The organism is Janthinobacterium sp. NFX145, assembly GCF_049810325.1.
GTDB lineage: Bacteria > Pseudomonadota > Gammaproteobacteria > Burkholderiales > Burkholderiaceae_D > Janthinobacterium > Janthinobacterium rivuli.
On record NZ_CP187360.1, the window covers coordinates 4,477,066 to 4,502,836 of the forward strand.

Genomic DNA, 25,771 nt, shown 5'->3' on the forward strand with positions numbered 1-25,771 from the left:
GGCCACCATCATAAAGGCAAGCGCCGTTCGCCATGGGCACGATTGCCGCCCCATGAAAAAAGGCCGGGACGAACCTGCTGGTCCGGCTCCGGCCTGGCGGGTGCGCGTGCGCAGTTTCAGCCCAAGCCATCCTTGACGGGAGATAGTTGGCTCGCATGCAGGCGCGCATACGCGCCGCCCTGCCGCAGCAAGTCCGTGTGGCTGCCCGCTTCCACCAGGCGGCCGCCCTGCATGACGACGATGCGGTCGGCGCTTTCGATGGTCGACAGGCGGTGGGCAATGACGATGGTGGTGCGGTTGCGCATCAGCACTTCCAGTGCCGCCTGCACGGAGCGCTCCGACTCCGTGTCCAGCGCGCTGGTGGCTTCGTCCAGCAGCAAAATCGGCGCGTCCTCGTACAGGGCGCGGGCAATCGCCAGGCGCTGGCGTTGTCCGCCCGACAGGCGCGAACCATTCTGCCCCGCCTGGGTCTCGTAACCTTGCGGCAGCTGCATGATGAAGTCGTGGGCGTAGGCGGCGCGCGCCGATGCTTCGATGCGGGCCTGGTCCGGGGCCGGGTCGCCATACGCGATATTTGCCGCCATCGTGTCGTTGAACAGGATCACATCCTGGCTGACGAGGGCGAACTGGCGCCGCAAGGCCAGCAGCGCGTAGTCGCGCAGGTCGACGCCGTCGAGCAGGATCTGGCCGCCGCTGACGTCATAGAAGCGTGGCAGCAGGCCCAGCAAGGTTGTCTTGCCGCCGCCGGAGCCGCCCACCAGGGCCACCGTTTCGCCGGCGCGGATATCGAGCGTGATATCGCTCAAGGCCGTGGGCGCATCGGGATCATCGCTGTTGTAGCGGAAGTGCACGTTCTGCAAGGACAGATTGCCCTGCACCGTGACGGGCGCGATGGTGCCCGGGTCCGGTTCCAGCGGCGTGTCGATCAGGCCGAAGACGGACTCGGCCGCCGCCAGGCCACGCTGCAGCGGTTCATTGATCTTCGTCAGATTCTTGATCGGCGACTGCATCGCCATCAGCGCGCCCATGAAGGCGACGAAGGCGCCCGGCGTGATGGCGCCGCTTTGCGCGCGCAGCATGGCGAAATAGATCACGGACGAGAGGGTGATGCCGACAAGCATCATGATGAAGCCGGAATTCATGGCCGAGGTGGCAGCATGCTTGACGGCCAGCTGGCGGTTGCGCTTGACCACGTCGACGAAGCGCGCCTGTTCATAATCCTGGCCGCCGAAGATTTTCACGACGCGCTGGCCGCCGATGCTTTCGTCGAGCACGGACGTTAGTTCACCCACGGCTTGCTGCGAACTCTTGCTCAGGTGGCGCATGCGGCGTCCCGCCAGGGTCACGACGATGGCCACGATGGGCATCGACGCCATGCAGAACAGGGCCAGTTTCACGTCGATGCTGAACAGCAGGATCAAATAACCGATGGTGGCGACGGAATCGCGCACCATCACGTTGAGCACGTTCAAGCCCGCCTGCGACACCTGGCTGGCGTCGAAGGCCACGCGCGACTGCGTCAAACTGGTGGTGGTGGTATCGAAAAAGCGGCTGGGCAGGCGCATGATGGTGGCGAACATCTTTTCGCGCAAATCGGCCTGCACCCGGCTCGATAGCCAGACGGAACCATAATCGCCGGCAAAGCTCGACACCATGCGCAGCACGGCCAGGCCCAGGATGGTGGCGGGAATCACCCACAAGTCCACCTGCCCCGCCTGTGCCGGCAAGAAACGGTCGACCCAGCCCTGCAACATGCCCATCACGCCGGACGCGGGCGCCACCTGCGTGCTGGCCGTCGCGCGCATGGCGTCGACGACGTTTTGCAACTGACGGATTAACAACACATCGGTGGCGGACGCCACGCCCACGGCCAGCAAGGTGGCGGCAACGATGGCGCCATAGCGGCGAAACTGGCCGGCCAGGCGGAAGAACAGGAGGCGACTTTGCTGCATGCAGGTGAGAAAAGTGAGGGTAAAGCGTGATTCTAACCGCTGCAACACTTACTTATGATAAAGTCGCACCTTGCCGGCGCTGAACCGGCAAGGGAACTGCACGGACGATCAGCTCTTCGCCACTTTCCAGGCGGCCGTGCCGGCCTTGCAGACCTTCAGTTTGAGCGTCTGCTCCTGGCCCTTGGCGCTCAAGTCCACCTGCACCTTGCGGCAGGTTTGCGCATCCGTCTTTTGCGTATCGCTGGCCGTGATGCCGGCAGCGATGCGCACGGAATTACGCAAGCCTTCATTGCTCCATTGCACGGCTTCGCCATCCTTCTTGTCATTGAGCACGTCGGTGACGGCCTTGACGAAGACGGGCGTGTCGTTCTTGTTCAGGTAAGCCATCGGCGTATCGGCCAGGAAACCCAGACCGACGGCGGAAGCGGAAGCGCTGCAGGCAGCCAATGCCAAGGTGGCGACGATATTCTTATAGTGTGTACGCATCATGTCCAGCCCCTTAAAGTGAATTCGATATTACTTGCAATATACGCCTCGATATTACTCTCGATAAGACGTTTAACGCCGGCATTCTATATTTGTTTTCGTAAAGCAAGTGTACGCTTGACTTGCCGCCGCTGCGGGCCAACTATGGCAATAGTTTCCAATTATTAACTTTTCCTGCAGCCACTATGCTGGCGCGGCAGCGATGAAAGGATGGCGGCGATGGCCCTGGCACAAGAGCAGCATCTGATGGATACGTGGCAAACGGGCGGCTTGAAGCCGCGCGCCTGCGATTGCGGCGGCACGGTCTTCACCATCCTGCACCAGCGGGTGATGGCGGACATGCGGCGCCGGCAGTTTCTCGGTGGCGCGGCCGCCATGCTGGCGCCCTTCATCGGGCTGTCCACCAGCAGCGCCATCGCCCAGCAGCCGCAAACATCCCAGCGGCCATTGCTGCTGACCAATCTGCGCCTGTTCGACGGCACGGGCAAAGCGCCCCGCTCCGGCATCCACGTGCTGGTGACGGGCCCGACCATTACCGCCCTGCTGCCGGCCGGCGAGAAGGTGGAAGGCGCGCAAGTGATCGATTGCCAGGGCAAGCTGGTGATGCCGGGCCTGATCGACGCCCACTGGCACACCATGCTGGCCGCCATCAACCAGGTGACGGCCATGACGTCCGACGTCGGCTATCTGTATCTTGTGGCGGCGCAGGAAGCGCAGCGCACCCTGCTGCGGGGATTTACGTCCGTGCGCGACACGGGCGGCCCCTCCTTTGCATTAAAACGCGCCATCGATGAAGGCATCGTCGACGGTCCGCGCATCTTCCCCTCGGGCGCCATGATTTCGCAAACCTCGGGCCATGGCGACTTCCGCTTGCGCTCGGAGATTCCCCGCGCGGCCGATGCACCGCTGGGCATGGCGGAAACGGCAGGCATGGCCATGATCGCCGATGGCGAGGCGGAAGTGCTGCGCCGCGTGCGCGAGCAATTGATGCTGGGCGCGACGCAAATCAAGATGATGGCCGGTGGCGGCGTCGCGTCGATGTACGACCCGCTCGACAGCACGCAATATTCGGAACGCGAACTGCGCGCCGGCGTGGAAGCGGCCGCCGACTGGGGCACGTATGTGATGACCCACGTCTACACGCCGAAAGGCATACAGCGAGCCATCCGCGCAGGCGTGCGCAGCATCGAGCATGGCCAGCTGGCGGACGACGATGCCGTGCGCCTGATGCGCGACACGGGCACGTGGTGGAGCCTGCAGCCTTTTCTGATGGATGCGGATGCGAATGTCTACCCCGATGCGGCGCGCAAGGCCAGCCAGGCCATTGTCTCGGAAGGCACCGTGAAAGCGTATGCGCTGGCGCAAAAGTACGGCATCAGGACGGGGTGGGGCACGGACATCCTGTTCAGCCCTAAAAACACGCCTACCCAGGGCCGCCAGCTGGCCAAGCTCACGCGCTTTTACGATCCACTGACCTTGCTGGCGCAAGCGACGGGGCAAAATGGCGAACTGCTGGCACTGTCCGGCCAGCGTTCGCCCTATCCGGGTACCTTGGGCAAGCTGGCCGTGGGCGCGTTTGCCGATCTGCTGGTGGCCGATGGCGACCCCACGAAGAATCTCGATTTCCTGGCCCAGCCTGAAGAAAATCTGCTGCTGATCATGAAGAACGGGCGCATCTACAAGGACAAATTGAGCGCGCCACTGGCAAGCTGAAGGCGGGCGCGTTGGCAACGGCGGTGGCTTGCAGCATAATGCGCCCATGTTCAAACTGACTTTTCTCGGCACGTCTTCCGGCGTGCCCACGCGCCACCGCAACGTCACGTCGCTGGCCCTGCAAACCACGCACAACCGCGACTGGTGGATGATCGATTGCGGCGAAGCGACGCAGCACCGGCTGCAGCGCATCCCCCTGTCCGTGCACGACCTGGTGGGCATCTGCATCACCCATGTGCATGGCGACCACAGCTATGGGTTGCCGGGCCTGCTGGCCAGCGCCTCCATGACGGGGCGCAAGAAGCCCTTGCTGCTGATCGCCCCGGCCGCCATCAAGGCCTGGATCGAGGCGACGCTATTGCACACGGAACTGTTCCTGACGTATCCGCTGATCCACATCGACGTGGACAGCGCGCCAGTCGTGCATGAGGAAGCGGGCTTGACCATCTCACGCCATGCGCTGTCGCACCGCGCGCCGAGCGTGGGTTATCGTTTCGCGCTGGAAACGAGCCGATGGAAGCTGGACAAACCGGCCTTGCTGGCGGCCGGCGTGCCGCCCGGCCCCGCCTGGGGACAATTGCAAGCGGGCCAGGATGCGATCCTGGACGATGGCACGGTACTAGCGGCCAGCGCTTTCCGCCAGACGGACACGCAGCGCGCCACGGTGGTGATCGGCGGCGACAACGACACGCCGTCGTTGCTGGCGGACGCCTGTGCCGGCGCGCAATTGCTCGTGCATGAAGCCACCTACACGGAAGCGATGCTGCAGAAAGTGGGGCCCGGCCCCACGCACAGCTCCGTGCAGCGCGTGGCGCAGTTCGCCGAAGCGGTGCGCTTGCCAAACCTGATCCTCACCCACTTCAGCGCCCGCTATCACCATGCGGAAGGCATGGCCGAGCTGGAAGCGGAAGCCCGGCTGCATTACTCGGGCGAACTATTCCTCGCGCGCGATTTCGACAGCTATGAACTCGATGCGGCAGGTGTGCTGAGCAAGCTGCCGGCAAAGAAATCTAGTGGGGATTGACGCCGTACTGCGCAGCATATTCAGCGGCCAGCGCGCGCGCCGCCTGCTGCTGTGACGGCGTGAGGATTTCCAGCAACTGATCGCGGTTCTTGACCGATTGCGCGCTGCCCGCCTCGGCCGGCATGGCGATCCACGCATACGCCTGCACGTAATCGAGCTCCACGCCCTGCCCTTGCGCGTACAGCAAGCCGTATTCATTCTGCGCCGACAGGGAACCGGCCTCGGCCGCCTGCTTGTACCAGAACGCCGCCTCGGCAAAGTCTTGCGGCACGCCATCGCCCTTGCGGTACGCCTGCGCCAGGTTGAATTGCGACTGGCCATCGCCCGCCTCGGCCGCCTGGCGGCCATACACAAGCGCTTGCGCCGTATCTTGCGCGACGCCATCGCCGCTCGCATACATCAGGGCCAGATTGGCCAGCGATGGCGGAAAGCCCGCCTGCGCGGCGGCCGTGAACAATTCCACCGCTTTCGGCAAGTCTTGCGTCACGCCATGGCCCTGGTAATACAGGCTGGCCAATAAATGCTGGCCGGCCGGATCGCCGGTGCGCGCGGCCGCGTCGAATTGCCTGAACGCCTCGGCGTAATTATGATCGTTATACGCAAGGATGCCCGCTTCATTCAACGATTCAGGAGAGGATGTCATCAGAATTCCTTATTCGGGGATTTTTGGGCATTGTACACAGCACTGTTCCGCGCAGAATGCACGATAGGAAACGGTGTGGCGCATTGCCCAAATCATGCGTTATCATCATTCTCCGCCTGATGCAATCGGGGCATTGTGCTCCACATTGGCTCCCAGTACCCGCCCAAGAATATCGCCATGAAACTGATTGCTCTGCTTTTATCCCTGATTTCCACCTCGGCTTATTGCGGCACCTTGCACCTGGACAAAGCCGCCACAGGAAAAGTGCGGCAAGCGGCCGATATCCGTTATGCGAATCACGATGAAAAACAAACGTACCAGCTGAAAGTCGGCAGGCAGTGGATCCATGGCAGTTGCAGCACCAGCGGCACGGGCAATTTGCACGCGCTGCTGGTCGACATGAATTTCGACGGCCATGCCGACCTGTGGGTAACCGGTTACACGGATAGCCAGGGGCGCATCCGCTGTTCCGATGTGTGGCTATGGGATGCGCCGGCGAAGCAATACCGTTTCAATCAACCCTTGTCAGCGATTCCGAATCTGGATATCAGCATAAGCGATCAAAAAATCGAAGGCGGCATCCCCAATTGCGGCTGCGCAGCGCAATGCTTTTATGAAGACAGCTATGCGTGGCGGGCTGACAAATTAATCGCCACCGCCCGGCGCGAACAGGATTGCGAGCGCTATCGGGAATATCGCTTGAATGAAAAAGACGCCTTGATCATCGTCAAGGATGAAATCATCGACAGCGGCAATCCCGGCCAGCAGGCCATTGACAACGTAAAAGCATATGACTGGCAGCGCCATGCGCAAACCATGCGCAAACCCTGGGAATGATATTTATCCTGCCATCCGACACCATTGAATAAATAAAACACATGACGACACATCCAGCATCGATTACTTTCCATGCCGCCAAGGCGGAAGATACGCCCGCGTTCATCACATTGCGCGGCAAGACACGGCAAAACGCCATCCCAAAAGAACGTCTGGCGGAAGTGGGCATCACGGCCGTCACCTGGGCGGAAATGATGCGCTCGGGCAGCTTGCCTGGCCAGGTCTGCCATCACGATGGCCAGCTGGTCGGCTACTGCTTTGGCGAGCGCGACACGGGCGAAATCATCGTCCTGGCCCTGCTGCCGGAATTCGAGGGCCTCGGTATCGGCAAGACCTTGCTGGAACTGGTGATGACGGAACTGCGCGCGCAGGGTCACCAGCGGCTGTTCCTCGGCTGTTCCAGCGATCCCGCCTCGCGCTCCTACGGCTTTTACCGTTACCTGGGCTGGACGGCGACGGGCGAGACGGACAAATATGGCGACGATGTGCTGGAGTTTCGCTTTACGGCCTAGGCGGTCAAGCGGTGTGCATCCCACACGCGCATCAACTGCGTGATGGCAGCGTCAAACACGGCGTAGCCAACGCCATCGCGGGCCTGAATCGACACGCCCGATAAAAAGCTGTCGAAGACGGACGCCAGCGCGACCGCATTTGTGTCAGCAGGCAATTCGCCGCTGGCCATGCCCCGCTCCACGCAGCGCACGAAGCCGGTGCGCGTGCGGGCGCGCGAAGCCGTCAGCGGTGCAGCCACGGCCGCATGCTCGGCCGTCGGCGCGCTCATGCAGCCAAGCGCCACCATGCAGCCGGGCGGGTGGCCCGGCTCGGACTGCATGCTGGCCGACTGGCGCAAGGCCAGCTCGATGGCCGCGCGCGGCGCCAGGCCATCGTCCCACAGGCATTCCGTCACGCGGGCAAACGTGTCCAGATAGCATTGCGCCGCCTCACGGAACAGCGCTTCCTTCGAGCCGAACGCCGCATAAAAGCTGGGCGCGGAAATGCCGCCGCCTAGGCTCGCCTTGAGCTGACTCAAGGACGTCGATTCATACCCCTGCTGCCAGAATAAAAACATGGCCTGCTCGACCGCTGCCTGCCGGTCGAACGTGCGCGGCCGTCCCATTTGCGCCATCCATCGCTCCTTCTCATCTGTTCAAACGCCACTTCCATACTACTCGATACAGAAGTCGTTGACAACGCGGCACGCCATCGCCTATATTTATACCGATCGATACATATATACCGTTATAACGGTCGGGGGATTCCTGCGCCCGATTACTTGACAAGGATGTTTGCCGTGAATCACGCTACGCTCACCACCGGAACCAGCCCTGCGCTGGCCGATCGCCTCCCCGTCGCCGGCCTGCTGGCCCTGGCCATGACGGGTTTTATCTGCATCGTGACTGAAACCTTGCCCGCCGGCTTGTTGCCGCAAATCAGCGCGGGCCTCGGCGTCAGCGCCGCGCTGGCCGGGCAAATGGTCACGGCCTACGCGCTTGGCTCCCTGCTGGCAGCCATTCCGCTCACCATCGCCACGCGCGGCTGGCGCCGCCGCAACGTGCTGCTGCTGACCATCATTGGCTTTCTCGTGTTCAATACCGTCACGGCCCTGTCGTCCCACTACTGGCTGACCCTGGCGGCCCGCTTCTTTGCCGGCATGGCGGCCGGACTGGCGTGGAGCTTGCTGGCCGGCTACGCGCGGCGCATGGTGGCGCCCCATCAGCAAGGCCGCGCCCTGGCGCTGGCCATGGTCGGCGCGCCCGTCGCCCTGTCCCTGGGCGTACCGCTGGGCACCTTGCTCGGCTCCCTGGTCGGCTGGCGCGCCGCGTTCTGGATCATTTCCGCCCTGACATTGATCCTGATCGCCTGGGTGCTGGCGAAGGTGCCCGACTACCCTGGCCAGTCCGTGCATGAACGCCTGCCCCTGCGCCGCGTCTTCACGACGCCGGGCGTGCGCCCCGTGCTGGCCGTTGTCATCGCCTGGATGCTGGCGCACAACATTCTCTACACCTACATCGCCCCGTTCGTGGCGCCGGCAGGATTGACGCAGCGAATCGACCTGGTGCTGCTCGTCTTCGGCGCCGCCGCCATGGCCGGCATCTGGATCACGGGCCGGCTGGTCGAGCGCCACTTGCGCGCCACCGTGCTGGCCAGCCTGGCCGTGTTCGCCGCGACGGCCCTCGTGCTGGGCCTCGCATCGCACCTCCCCTCTGTGATCTACCTGGGCATGGCCGTCTGGGGCCTGAGCTTCGGTGGCGCGGCCACCCTGCTGCAAACGGCGCTGGCGGACACGGCCGGCAGCGGCGCCGACGTGGCCTTGTCGATGAATGTGGTGGCGTGGAATGGAGCGATTGCGGCTGCGGGCGTGGTGGGCGGCGCCCTGCTGGAAACCTGGGGCGCGGGCGCCTTCCCGTGGGCCATGGTGGCTTTGCTCATGCTGGCCTTTCTCGTCGCCTGGTCGGCCCGCGCGTACGGTTTCCGGCCGGGACGACGCAGCGGCGGCGCGCCCGTGGCCGGGCATTAAACAAGGCGTTTAATCAGCCGCCGGGACGTTCAGAATGCGGGGCACGTGGCCCGTATGCGCGAGGAAATTGACCAGAATGGCATGCGACAGCGCCACCGTCGCCGTGTTGCGTAGCGGATGGGCTTGCACAGCATCCGCTTCCCACACGGTCTGGTCGAGCACCAGTTCCACCGACTGCGCGTTGTCTTGGATCAGCGCAAACAGGCTGACGGAACCAGGCATGATGCCCAGGTGCTGCAGCAAGCGTTCGGGCGAGGCCATGCTCAGCTTACTGGCTGGCAAAAGCCGCCCCAGCGCCGCCAGGTTGATGCGCTTGTCGAAGGGCACGATGACGAGGAAATGCCGGCGGCCCTTTTCATCGCGCACGAACAGATTCTTGACCATCTGGCCAGGCATGGCCGGCACGTGGATCAGTGCTTCATCGATCGTGTGCACGGCCGGGTGCTCGACGAATGGGCAATCGCCGGCGCTGCTTGCCAGCCAGCGGGACAGGATCTCTTGCATGGGTATTTCCTCAGCTCCGATGAATGGGCGATGAGGCGATTGTAGCGGTGCGCCGCGTGGTGCGCTTGTCGTCAAGACTTGTTCTCGTCCTGGTCGGCCTTGTCGGCCGCCGCCAGTCCCCATTCATTCCAGCCTTCGCCAAACAGCTCGATCGGATGCTGCGTGCGTTCGGAACCATTGCCGCAGCGCATGGCGTCCGGCGGACAATACTTGTCGCAGCCCCAGCAGATGCGTTCGGGATTCTTGGGGTTCAAGGGAAAGGGCTTGGCCATGGGAGGCGATCGTGGTCGTTTGAGGGTTCCTTGTAGACTCTAGACCTGGCGTGGGGGGCGGTCAAACGAATTTCGGCTGGGAACTTGTCCAATGTCAAGCTTGTGCAGAAAATGGAGCGTCGGCATGGCGCCGCCTCCTAATCCGGATCTTTCGTGACGGATATGGCCACTTCCAGCACGGTTCTCGCGTAATTGACATCGCCGTCGACAGCCGGCTGTGCCTTCAGCTCATCGAGCACGTAGACCATCGTCACCATGGCGCCAGGCACGAACAGCCTGGTGTCCTGCTTGTCATTCGTGTAGATGCTTTCGTCGACTGTCGAGCCATCCGCCAGGCGCAAGGTGAAGCTGTTGACCTGATCGCCACGGCGGCTGTCCTGGCCCGCGAAATACGTTCGTTCGATGCTGCCCGTCACGATTTGCGTCTGGAGGCGCCTGGCCTCGATGCTTTCCCACCAGGCTTCGGAAGCGAACAGGCCGTGACTGCCTTTCAGGCCCATGTGGGGTCTGGAACTGTCGAGGGTGAGGGACTGGGTTTTGGCGACGCGGCTGGGGTCTTTTGCCAAAGCCTCGGCAAGGGTGTAGACGGGTTTCATAGGGCGCTCAATATTTGCGCCGGATGACGTAGGCATTGCCTGCAGGCTCAAAACCGAGCGTCGGATAGTAAGACATGGCATCCGGGGCGGACAGCAGTATCAAGGAGACTTCGTCGCCGATGATGGCCTGGGTGCGCTTGACAAGTTCCTTGCCGATACCCAGGCCCTGGTACTGCTTGTTGACGGCCAGATCCGACAGATAGCAGCAGTAGGCATAGTCCGTCAGTGACCGGGCCAGACCCACAAGCTCATTATCCACCCAGGCCGACAGCAAAAGGCAAGGCGCGGCGAACATGCGTGCGATTCTCGGGAGATTGTCGGTAGGACGCTTGATTCCGGATTGATCGAAGACACGCACGACATCGAGCGGATCGAGGGGGAAGTTGTGACGATATTCTACGCTGATGTTTTTCATGGGTTCAAAGGTGGCAGGTAATTGGGCGCAGCTTGTTTCTGCAAACATTGCTCATATCGGCATATGCATTGAATAGTATGCCAGTTGCGACGGAAAAAGGCTGTTCCCGTCCCCGCCATGCATCTGACGCTCAGTCAAATGGCCGGAGCATCAGAAAACGCTGGCCTTCATACGCCACCTCGCAATCAAACAGGAATCCTGCCAGCAAACGAACAAGCTGCGCTAGCTTGTGTGACAATGCACAGATTGGAAATGTGGAACCTTCCATATCTCTATCTGATCTCAAACAGACTTGGCAAGGATTGTAAATATGTCGGCACCGTTACGATTGAATAAACGCATGTACACCTCCTTTGTTGCCGCCCTTTTTCTTGTTGCTGGTGCCTCATCAGCACTCGCTGGCACGCTTGACGAAGACCGGACACGCGGTGACATCCATGGCTTGTTTGAGATCAGGGATGCCGCAGTACAGTTCATGGCAGCTGAAAATGCAAAAAATGGCACAAGCTGGCAAGTCCTGGAGCCGAACCGGAAGATTCTGGTGACGAAATGCGCGGTAGCGTTGCGTGTGCAATGGGTTCCGAAAAGCCATGGCCTGTCCGGACCGAATGTTGCTGTGAGTTGTGCCAAGACCGTCAAACCCACGATACAAGATAAATGGAAAGTGTTTGTGCCGATCGCCAAGGGGCCGGTGGCGCATAAATGATCAGCTCGCGAGGGTATGGCTGGAGGAGCCATCCTGACAGCAACCGATCATCGGAATTCTTCGGAGTGTCATGAATGCGATAAAAAACCAGTCAAATGACTGGTTTTTTTATTATGTCGGACTTTCTTGAAACTGTTTGGCATTATCACAAATTTCATACCATGCAAGCTTGGAGCCAACATGCACATGAAATTGTATTCTTACCTCAGGGTCATCATCCAGGCAGTTAAGCGATATTGGAAATGAATCGCTCTCTGAGCCAATCTCCCCCAAAGAAGTCCCGCATTTTTTGCAAAAAGTTCTAGCGTATTTAAAAGGAGCCTCTGGCTCATATCGTTGAATAAATTCCCGCCCCTCCAGCAAGGTAAATGCATTTTTATCCACGAAGGCCAGGGCACTCGCTCCGGCCTTCCGGCAACGCGAACAGTGACACATGCCCATCATGCCTGGGGGTGAGGCCAATTCAAACTTTACTGAGCCACAGCAGCAACTGCCTTTGATCATGAGGTGTCCTTTTTGAACGTTGATACTGTATTTTTACACAGTACTTCTGCACAAACAAGACACATCGGGAGGAATTTTTCAGCACCGAAGCGAGGGGCAGTTCCCCCACGAGCCGCATCGGGGAATTGCTGCCGCATCAATGTATCTCGGCCGACTATTCTTTGCCATCAAGGGAGGGTCAAGTCCAACTCCAGACCGCCCATCCTGATAAGGAAGAAGGTGGCGATCCCCAGGCCCACGAGCAATAGCACGAAGACTGTGACCACCTTGCCGCTTGCGCGCAGCACCGCGCGATTCTGCTTCGCCTTATCCTTGTCCTTCTTCCCTTGATCGTAATGCCACTTGATGGCGAAGAACATGCCCGTGCCGAGCACGAGAGCCTTGAACGTCACGAAGACTATAGGGGTCCAATCCAAATCCGTCATTTTGAGTATTTCCAGTCTATTACTTGACACTATCTATCATGAGGAGCACCACCTCAAAACGCTGCATCAGCAGCTGCTGTTCCAACCATCTCCCAGGCACCCTGTTTGACTCTGTCATTATAGCTACCGATGAAATAACAATGGCATCGGGCGCAGTGATTTTCCATATGCAGATGAGAGAGGCGAAAACGTCAGCGACTGCCATACAAGGACGGTGTTGCTGCACGCTCTGATGCATACTACTTGAAAACAATATCCATACATTGGGACAAAATGTCCTAGTTAAAAACCATGCAAGATGAGAATTTTGCCATCTGTTTGCCGCGCTTGGCCGGGAACAAAAGGCCAGGTTTTTGGCAGATTGCGTATGCGTTGCAGGCGGCGGTGGCGGACGCATCCTTGACTCCGGGTGACCGTCTGCCTTCGCAGCGCAAGGTCGAGTAGACGGGGCGGACCAGGTTTATGCGGTGCCTTCGCCCCCAACAAAAGCCGTACCTACTAACCTACCTACACAAAGGCATCGGTCCAAAAAAGGCTTTGCGTACTCATCAAATACCCCGGCTTCGGGCAGAGGCGCCATCTAGTCCGAAAAAACATGGCCAACTGCGATAGTCGCCGCCTTCAACGCGATCATCTCGGCCCCCGGAAGGCCCCTGTCGGCATTGCTCAGCACCGCCACATACAATTGTTTCTCAGGCAGACGCAAAGCGTAAGTAGAAAAGCCGGGAATGCCGCCGCCATGTGACTGCATTGGCATACCGCGCATCTCGCGCACGCTCCATCCGTAGCCATAGGGGACACTTTTGCCGTCGGCCAGGACATAGGCGGTAAACGCTTTCTGCTGAGTGGAAGGCTGAAGCAGTTTGCCTGCGCTGACGGCGGCATCCCAGCGCGCCAGGTCGTCCACTGTGGACACGAGTGCGCCGGCCGCATACGGCAACGTCATGCTGACCGCCTTGCCTGGTTCGAAGCCAGCGCCGCCACTGCTGCGCGTATAGCCCTGGGCGCGCATCGCGCTGCCACGTTCATGGCCATCGTAAGCGCTGTTGACCATACCGAGCGGCACGAAGATGCGCTGTTCGACGAATTTTGCATACGATACGCCGGACACCTTTTCGATAATCGCACCCAGCAAAAAGTAACCTGAATTGCTGTACGCATAGCGGGTACCCGGTTCGAACTGGAGCGTATCGTTCTTGAAGCTGTCTATCATCTGACTCACGGTCAGATCCGTGTTCATTCCCGCCTCAAAGCCCGGCTTGTTCGTATAGTTGGCGATGCCCGAAGTATGGGTCAGCAGATGTTCGATCGTAATGCGCTGGCCTCCGCTGGGGTAGTCGGGAAAGAACTTGTGGATGTCGTCGCCCAGGGCCAGCTTGCCTTCATCGACCAGCATCAAGATGCCGGTGGCAGTGAACTGTTTGGTGATTGAGGCGATGCGCATCACCGTGTCCGGGGTCATGGGCAAGCCCTTGGCCACATCGGCCATGCCATAGGCCTTGCGAAACACGGTCAGGCCATCCCGCGTGACAATGATCGTCGCGCCAGGCTCGTTGGCTTTGAACAGGGGCGCGATCTCGCTGTTGATGCGTGCGGCCAGCACCTCTTCTTCGCCAAGTGCGGGAGCAGCGGTGGCGGTGGAGACGGTGGAGACGGAGTCAGCCTGGCTGGCAGGAGCTTGCAGCAGTAAAAGCAGTGTCAGCAGCAGCGGTGAGGCGAGGCGACGCGTGTGAAGTTTCAGCATGTGGACATCCCCGTTGAAAGGCTCGGCAGCGCGACCGTTCGCGCCAGCTCAACAAGGAAGATAAAGGAGATGGCGACAAAGAACTAACAGCTTGCGACGAACTGCGCTTTCGGCGGACCAGCGGGAGAAAAGCGTCGTTTAGTGGTGAGCGAAATAAAAACCACTGGAGTGAAATGAACCCAAATAGTTGGACGGTTTTTTATTGCCTGGCGGAAGCGGTGTAATACAAATAAATAGGCTACATGCGCCTTCTAGCCATGATGCACAACACCATACCTACCAAAATACCTACGCATGGAAATCGATGTAAATTCCTGGCAAAATCCGCGAAATCATTGCACATCGTAGCCCAGACCACTTAACACTTGACAAAAAAAACATACCGATATAGAATTTCTTCGCCCTAAATTTAGGCAACTCTTCTTTCCAGATTTCATAAGGCTTGTATGTTGGAGATTGCAGTAATCCGATAACCAAAATTCTTCTTTAGCAAGAAGCTTTGGTTGTCAATGCGCAAAAAACACTTGGCGTGCACCTACTGGTGCCTGCTGATTCTGCACATTCAGATTACTGAGTTAGGATTTCTAACATGAACATTTCCAAGCCGGAACAACGGACTCTTCACGTTCTCGCAAAAGGTGGTCGTATCGCTCATATCCGCGATACTTCAGGCCGCATCACATCTGTCGAATGCTACACCCGCGACGGCCATGTACTGTCAGATTGCACAGTAGCCACTTTCACAAAGCTCAAGTCCAAGCGATTGATCAAGTCCAAAGATGGCCAACCATATCAAATCAATGCGACCGGATTGCGATCCGTACGCGCACAGCTCGACAACCGCTAACTTTTTAGTTATCTACACCAAGGAAAAATCAAAATGACAATCAAGATCAACAAAGAGCGCGCGGAGCACATCAATGCCATTACGCTGCTGACAGAAGCTGCTTTTCAACACGAAGAGCACTCAAGCCATACTGAGCAATTTATCGTCAATTCTTTGCGGGATTCCGGTCAATTAACGGTCTCGCTAGTGGCGATAGATGGAGAGTCAGTCGTAGGCCATGTCGCGGTCTCACCAGTTGCAATTTCTTCGGGGGATACTGAATGGTACGGTCTTGGGCCTATTTCAGTTTCTCCTGAACGCCAAGGACAAGGAATCGGCTCGCAGATGATGAAGGCAGCCCTGGAAGAAATTCAACGCTTAGGGGCGGCCGGGTGCGTCGTGCTCGGCAATCCAGCTTACTATGGACGTTTTGGGTTCAAGGCGCATCCAGGCCTTATTCTGCCAGGAGTTCCCCAAGAGTATTTTCAGGCAATTTCGTTTGGCAACAAAGTACCCTGTGGTGACGTCAAATTCCATGAGGCATTCGACGCCACAGAGTGAGCATAAGCAAGTGCCCAAGCTGGAGCCGGCGTCAAAAAAACTGCATTTTTGCGTCACTTTGGCATTCCTGCATCGGCAGGAATGTTACGCGGTTTCGATTCCCGCCGTCTCCACCACTGAATTCTTTAGAATCAAGTAGTTAGCAAGAAGAAGGCTGTCATTATTTGGGTTGTTTTTGGGCTATTTTAGCCTGGGAATGACAACAAAATGACAGCCTTTTTTTTGGTTCATCGCGGTTGATGGGGAAAGACGGGCTTGACGTTTTTTGCTGGGAGGGGGTGGCGGCAAGGGTTTTGAATTGGTAAATTGATTGTCGCCAAACAAACCAATTACCTTACCACTCTCGCCGCCATGCTCAATGCTATGTCGTCTCTTCCATTTTGGGAAGGGCATATTGTCGATTCCGTCGTCGAACAGGACGACGAATCGCTGCTGATCGTTCTCAACGCCTGCCCCACTACCGACGCGCTTTGCGGTAGCTGCCGGCAGCCTTGTGCTCTAGTTCATGAGCAGCGCTGGCGGCGCATCCGGGATCGGGATATTTTGGATCGACGGGTTTGGTTGAAGGTGCCAATCCGGCGCCTGGACTGCCATCACTGCGATGCCCGGATGACGGAGCATATCTCCTGGCTGGACCGGCGCTCGCGGGTGACTCACCGCGTCCGGGTCTGGGTGGAGGCGCTGGCACAGCTTATCCCGATCAAGCACGTGTCCCAGCTGACAGGCCTGCACTGGCACACCATCAAGGCCATTGACCTACAGCGCTTAGCACACCTGCACGGCCAGTTCGCCGCTGGCGACGTGCGGCGCCTCGTCATGGATGAATTCGCTTTGCACAAAGGCCATCGTTATGCCACGGTCGTTCTCGATGCCCAGCGCATGCGTGTGCTCTGGGTTGGCGAAGGCAATAGCCGGGTCGCCATCCGTCCGTTTTTCGAGGCGTTGGGCGCAGAAGGCTGCGCCCGAATCGAGGCTGTGGCGATGGATATGAACACGGCGATGGATCTCGAAGTGCGGGCGCAATGCCCCAACGCCGAAGTCGTCTACGATCTTTTCCATGTCGTTGCGCGCTTTGGCCGTGAAGTCGTCGACCGGGTGCGTGTCGACCAGGCAAACGCGCTGCGCGACGATTCCAAAGCGCGCCAGGTCATCAAGCGTAGCCGTTGGCTCCTGCTGCGCAATCGCGACAACCTTGAAGACGACCGTGCTATCAAACTTGACGAACTGCTCGCGGCCAACGCCCCTCTGTCGACGGTCTATTTGCTCAAAACCGAACTCAAAGAAATCTGGTTCGCGCCATCCGTTCGCGAGGGTGCGCGTCGATGGAAACGCTGGATGCGCCTCGCCCTCGAGAGCGAGATCGCCCCCGTGATTAAATTCGCCAAGCGCTTACGCAAATACGTCCGGGGCATCATCGCCTCCGCCATCTATCCGATGAATTCGTCCATTCTTGAAGGCGTCAACAACCGCATCAAAGTCATCAAACGGATGGCCTACGGATTCCGGGACTCTGCATATTTTTTCCTCAAAATCAAGGATGCCTTCCCCGGTAAAACGCGATGAACCTTTTTTTTCGCCTATTTGCCGCACATTTGTGCTGGATCAATGATGCCAGTGGCCCATCACCCTGAAATGACTAGCAGACCCTAGTTTTCAAGGCTAAATTTCTACCTTCTTGCAAGGCATTCCTTCTCAAACGCGAGCGCCGCCTCTAAATTCCTATTAAGGCGAGAAACACTTTCAACTGTCATGAAACCACCAATTCTATTTTCATGGTGCCCGACAATTAGACCACCTGAACAGTTATGAGCGCTGCAATTTGATATAAATGACGCGTTATTTATAATTAAAATATTAGTTGGCCGCACAAGAATCTCAACACCATTCTTTAAAAATCTACCTCGATTTATAGTTATTTTATTTGGAGGGTTAAATATAATTTCAATCAATATATCCCCCTTCCCTTCTCTAATAGTAAGACACGTACCAACAAGCTGAATATCCCATGGAATAGTTGACTGAAATAATTGATTATTTTTAATGTGCATTACAGGAACATTAAATTCATTAAACACCACCATATTGAGAAGCAAATGTCCATCAGTAAGTACAAAACCTACTAAAGGGACGCCATCAACGCTTACAGGTATCATGAAGGTTCCGTATCCCTGATCCTTGCAAGTAAACTTATTTCCACCAATAACTATTTCTGCTTCAGCTCCCCGAAAGTGTAAATCGTAGGGCTTTTTCACACCTTCGCGCAAATTAAATGGATTTCTGTTAGCCTCCTCCACAATCTCACGTGGAAGGAGGCCGCCAGTCTTTTCCCTGTGATGCTGATCACAAAGCAAGGTTATCTCATCTACCACATGCCGTTTTACTTCTGCCCACTCCATCATATGCTCATACTCATAAAGTGGCATCCCACAGATCACGCATCCAAAACCACACCTTTGACGTACCTCTCGCTGAATAGGAAGTGGAATATTTCTACTTGTACACTTGACCACATCGTTCATCTCAGCACCTAATAAGTTAAAAATACATTGCCTATAGCCTATCCCAATTTCAGGTTCAATTAAAGCTCTGAAGTAACCAAGGAATCAAATAAGCAACTACAACGTAATTTTCGTACGGGACCCGGGGTAAGGCCTGACATTTGGACGCTGCCTCAGCTTTTATAAAACTGGCGTCGTGAAATTGGTCCTGCTTTGAAGCCCAAAGCTGTTTGGCTTTTGTCCGATTGTCAGATCTACTCCTCGCTCACAAGCGCCCAAGCTCGTGTTCATTTTTTCACGCGCGCGGAAGCGGATCAGCTATCGCAACAAGGCGTTCTGCTGGATACTGCTGGAACAAATCCTCTTCGCTCACAAGGGAACCATCGAGCCAGCCGTGATACTGGTCCGGGTGGAGGATCATCACCATGCGCTTTTCATCATCCGGCTTGTGGAAACGCTGCATGAGCGGGTGGCCATCGGCGTTTATCGTCAGCATCGAGAACGACAATAGCAAATCTTGCGGCCGGAATTCCCATATCCCGGCGATGGCGGCCGGCATTCCGTCGGCGCGCTCGATGCGCCAGCGGATCGGCTTGCCAGTCTCATAGCAAGGTTCAAAAAAATTATCGGCAGGAATAATGCAGAACTGTTTGCGCTTCCAGGCATTGCGGAAGGATGGCTTTTGCGCCACGGTTTCGGCGCGGGCGTTGTAGGTCTGGCGCGCCAGCTTCACGTAGAGCGAGGGTCAGGTCCGGATTTCAGACACGGACTGAGGCGTAGGTGCTGTGAAAGCTGGCTCAGTCGAAAAGCTGTGAAATCACGAACGCGCGCCTGCGGCGCGCGGGGCTGCCGCGCAGCGGCAGCAGTTGGAGGATTCGGGGCGGGCTGGGCCGGTAGGCCCAGCCCTTCGAATCTCACACGCAGGGCGCGAAGGCGCCCTGCTCGCTTCCGACAGGCAATAAAAAACCGCCCGAAGGCGGTTTCTTTATTTCCTGGCGGAAGCGGTGAGATTCGAACTCACGAAACTCATTTCCCTTATCTTTCAATGACTTAGGATATCACATCAAGACCATTTTGTCACACCATGTTGTACCACCTCATGGCAAAAAAACAGCGAGACTAAGCGTGAACAGAAGAAGAGTGAGTTATACACAAGGCTAGTTTGCAATGCGTCCGCATAACTTCCTCCCACCATCGCTACCTTGGGAGTTTTCGATAGTTTATCGGAGCCAAGTCGATGAGTAGAGCCCGACGAATTTCAGCAAGGTCTGCCTCATTATATTTTCGCTTAAGCAAATTCTCAACGAGTTCCTGCTGTCGCGGCTGGCCAAACGACAACCGATAAAGCGAGAGGATGCGTAGGACCTCATCCAGGCGCGTCAATTCGGAGCTGAATGGCATCGATGGCACAATACGTTCGATTTTTGCGGAGCCATCCGGAGCGTGCCAGAACGGCACAAGGTCAGTCCTCCGGTCTTCAGTTTTCGCAATATTAAACAATGCCTCCCAAACATCTGCCGGTCGATTTTTCCCCATACGACGCCCATATGCCTCTGCAATACGCTGGCGAACCACCAAAGATTTGAAGCGATTGATTCGCCCCTCACGCTGCTCCAGGTCTATTGGATTAGGCGGTAAGCTCCAATGTACGATACGGCGGCAGTACCAGTGGAAATCGAGTCCCTCTTGCCCAATAGATGTGGAGTTGAGCATGAACGGCCAGAACGGCGAATTGAACGCAGCTCGCGCATTCGTGATTCGGCTGGCACCGGCCTCGTCGGAGCTCTTCTGATTGCCAAGAGGAACCGCGTAGTGGCAGTGGAATCGGACATCATAACTCGTGCCCTTCTTCGGTGGAGGCAGTTGAGTTTGGGCGGTCACGGATACCGCCCCCGTGTCGACAGCGACTTTGAACGCTTTCACCGAGTCAATAAACGTTCTGTGAATTGACTTCAAGAGATGTAAATACTCGTCGAATACGGCTTGAAGATTACCCATAGCACTATACCGGGCGACTGCAATCCAAGGCTTATCGGCGCCACAAACGGCACGTAAAACACGCTGAGACTCGATGCGGTTCATCTTGTCGATGAATGACAGTGCCGCATCAGTCGCGCCGATTAAAAGACTCTCAGCATCTGCGCTCCCGGTATCTGTCCACGCTGCCCGCATACTTCGATTCATACAGACACCCGCGCCTGCTACGGAAAGGTCCACAAGATAGCGCTTGAGGTCTGAAGGCGGCTCTCCAAGCTCGAGCGGCTCTTTTTCGAGTAGAAGAAGCATGGATTGAACCTGAGACTTCCTCATATCAGAACTTTCAGACATCCTTTTCATTCCACTTGCCCATTGTCGTACGTGCGACTTTCCATCTGCGGTGAGCCAATCGAGCAAGATAGGCGCCAAGACGTACCATGATTTCTTTTTCGAAGCTTTGCCCTTGCCAAACGTCGCGCACATTAGCTTGTAGTCGGCCGAGAGCTCTTTTTCAATTCTCTCCCTTAGCTCGTGCAGTCCATACTCACCCGCGAGCTGAACAGCGCTCAACCTCGCTGATGGATACACGAGACCCCATGCTGTAGAAAGCGACTTCGCATCAAATCGAAACGTCCGTGCAAACTCATCACGGCTTTCAAAGTATTGTGGTCGCTTTCCGCGAGTAGGGAGAAGCCTGCGCTCGCATTCATAGGAAACATAACTGCTCAGTGCCCTCGGCGCAAGCACAAGTGACGAAAACAGTAGGGTCTTACTGAAATTTTCCTGCCCTGCAAACGGCCCGTCTGCCTGGTAGTTAGGCATTGCCGGCGGAACCCAAAGCAGCCGCTCAGCCCCTGCAGACACAGCGGCATCCAATACCTCCCTAAAACGAGCGCTTGGCGCATCACGGGTCAAATTAATCTGATATCCACGAAACTTCTCAACGGGAATCCATGCATCGCTAGAGCATTTCAAAGCCGCCGCAACTCCAGGAATCCATTTGTGCGCACGAAGACTTTCGCGCAACTGATAGCCGCCGAGAAAAGACAGACACCAAGGCGCTGCTTTATGCAACTTCATCACGTCGATACCCGCACTGCCGACGGAGGCCGCCTTTAGAGCTTCCGAGAGTCGGTCAAGGGCGATGTACTCATTGATTTCTGTTGGACTTGGTACGCTCGGCTGGGGTACAACGCTGCTAAAGATGCGGTCAATATTGGGCTCAATGCCTGCCCTCTCCGTTCGGCATATATAGGTCCGGAGAACTTTCTCAACAGCTGACTTCGCTTCGCTCTGCAGAGTATTTTCAGCCAATGGACTTTCAGGAAGCGAAAGTATGTCTGAAAGCAAAGCCTCCCGGTTCATCTGGTAGCGTTTCACAATAGTTGGGTCGGCCCTACACAAATACTCCAAGAGTTCAGAAAGCTCCTGTGCGTGCGCAGTCCCCTCCTCCTCCTCACCTATATGAGTCAGCGCCTTGAACGGCGTTGCAGAGAGCAAAAGGGTCGCGTAATTAGTGCCTTCATGCAGCACACGCCTAGCAATGACTTGCTGCTCTGAAGTCTTTCCGTCTGAGCGTTCCGGGTCAACTGAAATGCTAACAAGGTTTCGGAACCGCTGAAATTCATCTAGGATAAAGAGGTCAGCCTTGAGATTTTGGGCGCATGCTTCGACGAACATCTCGCGAATTCTTCCGCGCACCTGCCACTCGAGATGTGATTGATTTTTCTCCTCGTCACCATCAAGTTCTGAAATACCCCGCAGCAAGCTCCGCCAAGAATGCAAGCTGAGTCCAATTACCTTTGCTGCCGCAAATGCTTTGGCATCGAGTTGCGGTGACCCGCCCAGTCGGTCACTAAATTCTGTTAAGGTCTCGGGTTCAAGCCCCTCTGACTTTTCGTAGTACTGTTCCGCTACTTGCCAAGAGTGATTGACACCGTTTCGAAAGAATTCTTGGAGCTCGACGGTATCTTTAACGTATGCCGACTTCGCTACCGCGCGCCAAATGATGTATCGCTCGCGCGCATTTCCACCACCTTGAGTCAAAGAAAACGAAGTTGCAGGCGTCAGAGAGCAAAGTTCTAGCAACAACCCATCTTTTGGTGCCGGCTGCTTCAGGCCTAGTTCTGCAAGGCGGCCAAAGCTTGGGGAACTAACCCATTTTTCAGCCCCTTTTCCGTGAAAAACAGCGAGCTTGTTTGCGTTCTCTTGGGCTAGTGCGAGATTCGAACAGATGTAAACAACCCGGAACGGACGCCTCAACTTGCCCCGATTCAAATAATTTAGCAGAAGCTTTGCGATTACACCTCGCGCCACGAGCGTCTTGCCTAGTCCGACTTCGTCTCCCACTAGAAGACGGCCTTGCGGCCCGGCAGGACCAACAAGGCGTTGACAGGCCTCTTCTACAGTCGCATTCTGAAAATCCGTTAGTTGAGCTAACGAATCGTAAATATGGTCAATAGCGTCCTGGGTCACTTCTGAACCTCTGCATATATAGCAAAACCTTTAAAAAGCTCCTTGAGTCCAGGCGGTGTCGGCACGCCTTCATCGTCAAGTCGCTGGAAAACCCTTAGCGCCCTACCTAAACGGTCGGGCGCGCGAGCAGCCGCACGTAAAAGCTGTTCGTATAACCCTCCTGTACCACCGATACCAAAAATATCAACGTCAGAATCACCGCCATCAGCACGGAACCATTTCGACTTGGATGCGCCCGCATCCAACAGCAATGCTAAGTATTTGAGCAGCTTTTCACTCGATTCAACCGTTTCTCGGAAAATCGCACGTTTGCGGGCGTCCATGATGTCGGCACTAAATGACGCTTGGATTGCGAACGTCTTACTGAACTTATTTTCATCCGAAGTTATTTCGATGGGCACGAAGGCGCTAACATCGGTCAATTTTAGCTTTTCCCACCGGAGCTTAGATGCAAGTTCCCTCCACGCTTGTCGACAGAGAAGCCCCACCTTCACCCGGTAACCCGTTGGAAGCTGCGGCAACGGCGAGACGGAAAGCTCGACTGAGTAATTACCCTCAATACCCTGTTCGACATGGATGCTCCAGCTTGCAGAAGTCAGCGCATAGACCGCTCGGCGGAAGTCCGGATTGGCCTCGGCCGCGATATTCTTTCTATCACTAAAGATGTGCTTTTCAAAGACTCCTGTTTCCCCCCATTCGTCCAAAACCTTCTGCGGACCGACTTTGGAGTTCGAACCGACCAAGCGCAGCATAAGCTCTCGATTTCGAGGTGGAACGCCTTTCGAAGGCTGGCCAAAAGCCGCATTGGTCATGTTTGCAGAGCCGACGTGCCACACTGCTCCCTCAGCTGTTTTTGCCACTATTAGCTTGGCATGCAAATCCTGCTGCGACGGCTGGTCTTGGTGCAATCGTTCTTCACCGTCCACAACTAATTCCGAAACGGACTTTACATCCCAACCATCTAAGGTGGCCTCACCAATGGCATCCAGCGTGTCAGCCCGACTAATAAGGGTCTTCCTTCCTTTGGTTCTAACCCCGAGCTCCCGCAGCAGACTCGTCTCATCAGCATCTACGAAAGGTGAAACCACAAGCAGCTCATCGATTTTCCCCTTCAAATCGATAGGAGCCATAGCGGCATTTTGGGGAGTTGGCGCGAGGCCAGGAAGAATTGAAAATTCGTTGAATGCGGTGGGTTCATCCCATTTAACGGCTTCAAGCGTCTCACACATACTTTCTAGGCTCGCGGCATGTTTTTCTCCATCTAACAATGAGTGTAAAAATTCCACCAATTTAGGGTCCGAGTTAGCACCTCGCTTCACGACTCGGCCATCGATGGCCACCGCAATATCCAAGCTCCGGTCAAACGTCAGATTCCGAGAAAGAACAACTAGCCGGAGATGGACTGGATTCTTGGAATCCTGAGGTGCGAATCGCAGCAACCAGATTTTCGGATGAAACGAAGCGAACGCCCCCTTCGGCCCATCCAACGCAACTGAAGGAACAAGTAATGGTTCAAGTAAGGTGAACAAACGATTGAAATTCTTTGGAACCTTTACATTTCCCTCATGGTAGAACACAAGCAGCCGTTCTTGCAGCTGGTCCAGCGATTCGAGCAAGGCCAGACGTTCACCAGAAATGTCGTCTTCAAGCGTTTCATTGAGATTCAACGCCAGAGATGCAGCTACAAGTGTCTCAAGGTCCAATGAGAACGTCGTCGCTATGCCAAGGTTTAGCCTATATCCAGGCGGTGCCTGCAGCAATTCGCCGTAGTCTAGGCGGTCAGAGGTCACGCTAAGCATTTTTTCCCCTCCATTACGTCGCTCAACATTCCGCGAGCGGTCGACCACCGATATTCAAGCTCCTTCATTCCATACCAAGTAGATTTGGTGCGTGGTAGCCGCACCAACAAAGAACGACCTGGCTTATTCTTCAATGCCTGCGCCCGAACTAGTCCCTCAAGCTTCTTTTTCGGTGCGGCGTTCAACATCGCCTCGTTCCAATCGTCGAGGAAAGCGACAGTGCGAGGATTGACGGTGATGCCTAAGGCGCGCGGCGCATCTAGCCATTCAACTAAAGCACCACTATGAAATATATTGGAATGAGCAACGCGCGCGCGCCAACTCGAAAAATATCCCAGACACTTTTCAGCCAAATCGTCATCCTCCATTTCGTGAGCTAGAAGGCCATTGAAAATAATATGCGCGCCCTCGATTGCGTCGCTAAAGCGCTGAGCCTGGGCGATTCTCCCTTTAGAAATTAGACTCAGGCTCGTCTGTTGGGAAGCCCATACACTGAATGAGGCGAACCTCTTGTACTTTTCTTCTAAAGCGCTGTCAGCCAATTCTGTTGAGAGCAATTGTCCGGCGACCGAGTGCTCCAGCTCTTTCAAAGTACAAAAGTGTACGGACAAAAAATCCGCCTCGGCCTTACTAAGGTTCAGCGTAACATCATCACGCCAAGTACCACGTGCACCCGGCGGACGACGAACGTCCGACTCGAAACGATGGTCAGCATCATCACTCCCTTCCTCGGCATCGACTGCGCTGTAGTCCCCAGCATCCCGCTTCCAATCACGACAAAACTCTGCAAGTGACTTCGGAGAATTGATGATATTAAAAAGCTTCAGTCCGTTCCAATAGGTTGATGAGGGGCGACGGGCAACCCCGCCGCTTTCAACCATCGTGTGCCCGATGATGCCATCGAGCGGAAGGCCGGCTATCTCGTGATTTGTCTTAAGTGTTCGAGCTAGCTCGTTTTCGGCTTCAAGAAGATACCTCTCAAGAGGTAGATTACGACGTTTTTTTGGAGACAAGCTAGCCCAATCGAGCAGAATGTGAGGGACGGCTAAAAAATATCTAGCTCTAGTTTGAATGGTGGAGAAACCAGGGAATAGTAGGTCTGAAAAAGCATCTCGAACCTGCCCTATCCCAAGCTCATCCAAAGTCCCCGGCTCTTTGAGAAGCGCTAGAACCTGTTGTACACGCGTGCGGTCATCTGAAGAAAAGTCTACCCAACCGAACCTAATCATTTAATTCCTATTTAACCGTGATGATACTGCCCCGATTGAAGTCGTTTTTCCAAGTCCTATCTAACCA

The 25,771-nt window shown here is 56.3% G+C and carries 25 protein-coding genes; 9 read left to right on the plus strand and 16 right to left on the minus strand.

What is annotated here, in order from left to right:
• Positions 1 to 116: 116 nt before the first annotated feature.
• Together msbA and ACPJXG_RS20020 are read right to left on the minus strand one after the other, a co-directional pair.
• Positions 117 to 1,952: a lipid A export permease/ATP-binding protein MsbA gene (gene msbA / locus ACPJXG_RS20015; protein WP_425252104.1), complete on the minus strand. Its 1,836-nt coding sequence runs from the start codon at positions 1,950 to 1,952 to the stop codon at positions 117 to 119.
• 108 nt (positions 1,953 to 2,060) lie between these two features.
• Positions 2,061 to 2,441: a hypothetical protein gene (locus ACPJXG_RS20020; protein ID WP_425252105.1), complete on the minus strand. Its 381-nt coding sequence runs from the start codon at positions 2,439 to 2,441 to the stop codon at positions 2,061 to 2,063.
• Between the two features lie 216 nt (positions 2,442 to 2,657).
• Here ACPJXG_RS20020 and ACPJXG_RS20025 point away from each other — a divergent pair, with 216 nt between their 5' ends.
• Together ACPJXG_RS20025 and ACPJXG_RS20030 are read left to right on the plus strand one after the other, a co-directional pair.
• A complete protein-coding gene (locus ACPJXG_RS20025; RefSeq protein ID WP_425252106.1) occupies positions 2,658 to 4,151 on the plus strand; it encodes an amidohydrolase family protein in 1,494 nt (497 codons plus the stop codon).
• Positions 4,152 to 4,197: 46 nt separating this feature from the next.
• Positions 4,198 to 5,175 (plus strand): ribonuclease Z, encoded by a 978-nt coding sequence (locus tag ACPJXG_RS20030; RefSeq protein ID WP_425252107.1) that lies wholly within the window; start codon positions 4,198 to 4,200, stop codon positions 5,173 to 5,175.
• Here ACPJXG_RS20030 and ACPJXG_RS20035 read toward each other — a convergent pair.
• Entirely contained in the window at positions 5,162 to 5,818 is a 657-nt protein-coding gene (locus tag ACPJXG_RS20035; protein ID WP_081922739.1) for a tetratricopeptide repeat protein, read from the minus strand. The two genes, ACPJXG_RS20030 and ACPJXG_RS20035, sit on opposite strands and share 14 nt — an antisense overlap.
• Positions 5,819 to 5,995: 177 nt before the next feature.
• Here ACPJXG_RS20035 and ACPJXG_RS20040 point away from each other — a divergent pair, with 177 nt between their 5' ends.
• Both ACPJXG_RS20040 and ACPJXG_RS20045 read left to right on the plus strand, forming a co-directional pair.
• The gene (locus tag ACPJXG_RS20040) at positions 5,996 to 6,655 is read left to right on the plus strand and encodes an XAC2610-related protein (RefSeq protein ID WP_152598875.1); all 660 of its coding nucleotides are present in this window, start codon (positions 5,996 to 5,998) and stop codon (positions 6,653 to 6,655) included.
• A gap of 41 nt (positions 6,656 to 6,696) precedes the next feature.
• Positions 6,697 to 7,167, plus strand: coding sequence for a GNAT family N-acetyltransferase (locus ACPJXG_RS20045; protein WP_035826158.1), 471 nt, complete (start codon positions 6,697 to 6,699; stop codon positions 7,165 to 7,167).
• Here the strand turns inward: ACPJXG_RS20045 and ACPJXG_RS20050 are convergent.
• On the minus strand, positions 7,164 to 7,781 hold the full coding sequence (locus tag ACPJXG_RS20050; RefSeq protein ID WP_425252108.1) for a TetR/AcrR family transcriptional regulator: 618 nt from the start codon (positions 7,779 to 7,781) through the stop codon (positions 7,164 to 7,166). The two genes, ACPJXG_RS20045 and ACPJXG_RS20050, sit on opposite strands and share 4 nt — an antisense overlap.
• A 156-nt stretch (positions 7,782 to 7,937) precedes the next feature.
• Here ACPJXG_RS20050 and ACPJXG_RS20055 point away from each other — a divergent pair, with 156 nt between their 5' ends.
• Positions 7,938 to 9,173 carry an MFS transporter gene (locus ACPJXG_RS20055; RefSeq protein ID WP_425252109.1) on the plus strand — a complete coding sequence of 412 codons (1,236 nt, stop codon included), beginning with the start codon at positions 7,938 to 7,940 and terminating at the stop codon, positions 9,171 to 9,173.
• Positions 9,174 to 9,182: 9 nt separating this feature from the next.
• Here the strand turns inward: ACPJXG_RS20055 and ACPJXG_RS20060 are convergent, their stop codons facing one another.
• From ACPJXG_RS20060 to ACPJXG_RS20075, 4 genes are all read right to left on the minus strand, one after another.
• Positions 9,183 to 9,677, minus strand: coding sequence for a prolyl-tRNA synthetase associated domain-containing protein (locus ACPJXG_RS20060; RefSeq protein WP_425252110.1), 495 nt, complete (start codon positions 9,675 to 9,677; stop codon positions 9,183 to 9,185).
• Between the two features lie 71 nt (positions 9,678 to 9,748).
• Positions 9,749 to 9,949 (minus strand): DUF3079 domain-containing protein, encoded by a 201-nt coding sequence (locus ACPJXG_RS20065; RefSeq protein WP_425252111.1) that lies wholly within the window; start codon positions 9,947 to 9,949, stop codon positions 9,749 to 9,751.
• A 137-nt stretch (positions 9,950 to 10,086) separates the two neighbouring features.
• Positions 10,087 to 10,545: a hypothetical protein gene (locus ACPJXG_RS20070; RefSeq protein ID WP_425252112.1), complete on the minus strand. Its 459-nt coding sequence runs from the start codon at positions 10,543 to 10,545 to the stop codon at positions 10,087 to 10,089.
• 7 nt (positions 10,546 to 10,552) lie between these two features.
• Positions 10,553 to 10,960 carry a GNAT family N-acetyltransferase gene (locus ACPJXG_RS20075; RefSeq protein ID WP_176388580.1) on the minus strand — a complete coding sequence of 136 codons (408 nt, stop codon included), beginning with the start codon at positions 10,958 to 10,960 and terminating at the stop codon, positions 10,553 to 10,555.
• A 340-nt stretch (positions 10,961 to 11,300) separates the two neighbouring features.
• Between ACPJXG_RS20075 and ACPJXG_RS20080 the strand changes: the two genes are divergently transcribed.
• Positions 11,301 to 11,666, plus strand: coding sequence for a hypothetical protein (locus tag ACPJXG_RS20080; RefSeq protein ID WP_225243595.1), 366 nt, complete (start codon positions 11,301 to 11,303; stop codon positions 11,664 to 11,666).
• Between the two features lie 111 nt (positions 11,667 to 11,777).
• On the opposite strand, the gene ACPJXG_RS20085 is transcribed toward ACPJXG_RS20080, so the two are convergent.
• The 3 genes from ACPJXG_RS20085 to ACPJXG_RS20095 form a co-directional block, all read right to left on the minus strand.
• Entirely contained in the window at positions 11,778 to 12,170 is a 393-nt protein-coding gene (locus tag ACPJXG_RS20085) for a GFA family protein (protein ID WP_425252113.1), read from the minus strand.
• Positions 12,171 to 12,337: 167 nt separating this feature from the next.
• Positions 12,338 to 12,595 carry a hypothetical protein gene (locus ACPJXG_RS20090; RefSeq protein WP_035826142.1) on the minus strand — a complete coding sequence of 86 codons (258 nt, stop codon included), beginning with the start codon at positions 12,593 to 12,595 and terminating at the stop codon, positions 12,338 to 12,340.
• Between the two features lie 580 nt (positions 12,596 to 13,175).
• A complete protein-coding gene (locus tag ACPJXG_RS20095) occupies positions 13,176 to 14,339 on the minus strand; it encodes a serine hydrolase domain-containing protein (RefSeq protein WP_425252114.1) in 1,164 nt (387 codons plus the stop codon).
• 589 nt (positions 14,340 to 14,928) lie between these two features.
• Here ACPJXG_RS20095 and ACPJXG_RS20100 point away from each other — a divergent pair.
• The 3 genes from ACPJXG_RS20100 to ACPJXG_RS20110 all read left to right on the plus strand — a co-directional run bounded on the left by ACPJXG_RS20100 (position 14,929) and on the right by ACPJXG_RS20110 (position 17,289).
• A complete protein-coding gene (locus ACPJXG_RS20100) occupies positions 14,929 to 15,186 on the plus strand; it encodes a YjhX family toxin (RefSeq protein ID WP_425252115.1) in 258 nt (85 codons plus the stop codon).
• Between the two features lie 33 nt (positions 15,187 to 15,219).
• Positions 15,220 to 15,726, plus strand: coding sequence for a GNAT family N-acetyltransferase (locus ACPJXG_RS20105; protein ID WP_425252116.1), 507 nt, complete (start codon positions 15,220 to 15,222; stop codon positions 15,724 to 15,726).
• A gap of 351 nt (positions 15,727 to 16,077) precedes the next feature.
• On the plus strand, positions 16,078 to 17,289 hold the full coding sequence (locus ACPJXG_RS20110) for an ISL3 family transposase (RefSeq protein ID WP_425254727.1): 1,212 nt from the start codon (positions 16,078 to 16,080) through the stop codon (positions 17,287 to 17,289).
• A gap of 104 nt (positions 17,290 to 17,393) precedes the next feature.
• On the opposite strand, the gene ACPJXG_RS20115 is transcribed toward ACPJXG_RS20110, so the two are convergent.
• The 5 genes from ACPJXG_RS20115 to ACPJXG_RS20135 form a co-directional block, all read right to left on the minus strand.
• Positions 17,394 to 18,245: a hypothetical protein gene (locus ACPJXG_RS20115; protein WP_425252117.1), complete on the minus strand. Its 852-nt coding sequence runs from the start codon at positions 18,243 to 18,245 to the stop codon at positions 17,394 to 17,396.
• A 274-nt stretch (positions 18,246 to 18,519) separates the two neighbouring features.
• Positions 18,520 to 18,957 carry an SOS response-associated peptidase gene (locus ACPJXG_RS20120; protein ID WP_425252118.1) on the minus strand — a complete coding sequence of 146 codons (438 nt, stop codon included), beginning with the start codon at positions 18,955 to 18,957 and terminating at the stop codon, positions 18,520 to 18,522.
• Positions 18,958 to 19,421: 464 nt separating this feature from the next.
• Positions 19,422 to 22,676, minus strand: a complete 3,255-nt coding sequence (locus tag ACPJXG_RS20125) for a helicase (protein ID WP_425252119.1) — start codon at positions 22,674 to 22,676, stop codon at positions 19,422 to 19,424.
• The gene (locus ACPJXG_RS20130) at positions 22,673 to 24,475 is read right to left on the minus strand and encodes a hypothetical protein (RefSeq protein WP_425252120.1); all 1,803 of its coding nucleotides are present in this window, start codon (positions 24,473 to 24,475) and stop codon (positions 22,673 to 22,675) included. The genes ACPJXG_RS20125 and ACPJXG_RS20130 overlap by 4 nt, the downstream gene beginning before the upstream one ends.
• On the minus strand, positions 24,463 to 25,704 hold the full coding sequence (locus ACPJXG_RS20135) for a DUF6361 family protein (RefSeq protein ID WP_425252121.1): 1,242 nt from the start codon (positions 25,702 to 25,704) through the stop codon (positions 24,463 to 24,465). Before ACPJXG_RS20135 ends, ACPJXG_RS20130 begins: the two co-directional genes overlap by 13 nt.
• Positions 25,705 to 25,771 lie beyond the last annotated feature (67 nt).

Excerpts from the sequence above, each read along its gene's own strand:
- ACPJXG_RS20065 (WP_425252111.1), bottom strand. The coding sequence starts at position 9,949 with ATGGCCAAGCCCTTTCCCTTGAACCCCAAGAATCCCGAACGCATCTGC.
- ACPJXG_RS20070 (WP_425252112.1), bottom strand. The coding sequence starts at position 10,545 with ATGAAACCCGTCTACACCCTTGCCGAGGCTTTGGCAAAAGACCCCAGC.
- ACPJXG_RS20020 (WP_425252105.1), bottom strand. The coding sequence starts at position 2,441 with ATGATGCGTACACACTATAAGAATATCGTCGCCACCTTGGCATTGGCT.
- ACPJXG_RS20035 (WP_081922739.1), bottom strand. The coding sequence starts at position 5,818 with ATGACATCCTCTCCTGAATCGTTGAATGAAGCGGGCATCCTTGCGTAT.
- ACPJXG_RS20105 (WP_425252116.1), top strand. The coding sequence starts at position 15,220 with ATGACAATCAAGATCAACAAAGAGCGCGCGGAGCACATCAATGCCATT.
- ACPJXG_RS20030 (WP_425252107.1), top strand. The coding sequence starts at position 4,198 with ATGTTCAAACTGACTTTTCTCGGCACGTCTTCCGGCGTGCCCACGCGC.
- ACPJXG_RS20055 (WP_425252109.1), top strand. The coding sequence starts at position 7,938 with ATGTTTGCCGTGAATCACGCTACGCTCACCACCGGAACCAGCCCTGCG.
- msbA (WP_425252104.1), bottom strand. The coding sequence starts at position 1,952 with ATGCAGCAAAGTCGCCTCCTGTTCTTCCGCCTGGCCGGCCAGTTTCGC.
- ACPJXG_RS20110 (WP_425254727.1), top strand. The coding sequence starts at position 16,078 with ATGCTCAATGCTATGTCGTCTCTTCCATTTTGGGAAGGGCATATTGTC.
- ACPJXG_RS20045 (WP_035826158.1), top strand. The coding sequence starts at position 6,697 with ATGACGACACATCCAGCATCGATTACTTTCCATGCCGCCAAGGCGGAA.
- ACPJXG_RS20040 (WP_152598875.1), top strand. The coding sequence starts at position 5,996 with ATGAAACTGATTGCTCTGCTTTTATCCCTGATTTCCACCTCGGCTTAT.
- ACPJXG_RS20080 (WP_225243595.1), top strand. The coding sequence starts at position 11,301 with ATGTACACCTCCTTTGTTGCCGCCCTTTTTCTTGTTGCTGGTGCCTCA.
- ACPJXG_RS20025 (WP_425252106.1), top strand. The coding sequence starts at position 2,658 with ATGGCCCTGGCACAAGAGCAGCATCTGATGGATACGTGGCAAACGGGC.
- ACPJXG_RS20095 (WP_425252114.1), bottom strand. The coding sequence starts at position 14,339 with ATGCTGAAACTTCACACGCGTCGCCTCGCCTCACCGCTGCTGCTGACA.
- ACPJXG_RS20085 (WP_425252113.1), bottom strand. The coding sequence starts at position 12,170 with ATGATCAAAGGCAGTTGCTGCTGTGGCTCAGTAAAGTTTGAATTGGCC.
- ACPJXG_RS20090 (WP_035826142.1), bottom strand. The coding sequence starts at position 12,595 with ATGACGGATTTGGATTGGACCCCTATAGTCTTCGTGACGTTCAAGGCT.
- ACPJXG_RS20130 (WP_425252120.1), bottom strand. The coding sequence starts at position 24,475 with ATGCTTAGCGTGACCTCTGACCGCCTAGACTACGGCGAATTGCTGCAG.
- ACPJXG_RS20135 (WP_425252121.1), bottom strand. The coding sequence starts at position 25,704 with ATGATTAGGTTCGGTTGGGTAGACTTTTCTTCAGATGACCGCACGCGT.
- ACPJXG_RS20075 (WP_176388580.1), bottom strand. The coding sequence starts at position 10,960 with ATGAAAAACATCAGCGTAGAATATCGTCACAACTTCCCCCTCGATCCG.
- ACPJXG_RS20050 (WP_425252108.1), bottom strand. The coding sequence starts at position 7,781 with ATGGCGCAAATGGGACGGCCGCGCACGTTCGACCGGCAGGCAGCGGTC.
- ACPJXG_RS20060 (WP_425252110.1), bottom strand. The coding sequence starts at position 9,677 with ATGCAAGAGATCCTGTCCCGCTGGCTGGCAAGCAGCGCCGGCGATTGC.
- ACPJXG_RS20100 (WP_425252115.1), top strand. The coding sequence starts at position 14,929 with ATGAACATTTCCAAGCCGGAACAACGGACTCTTCACGTTCTCGCAAAA.
- ACPJXG_RS20115 (WP_425252117.1), bottom strand. The coding sequence starts at position 18,245 with ATGAACGATGTGGTCAAGTGTACAAGTAGAAATATTCCACTTCCTATT.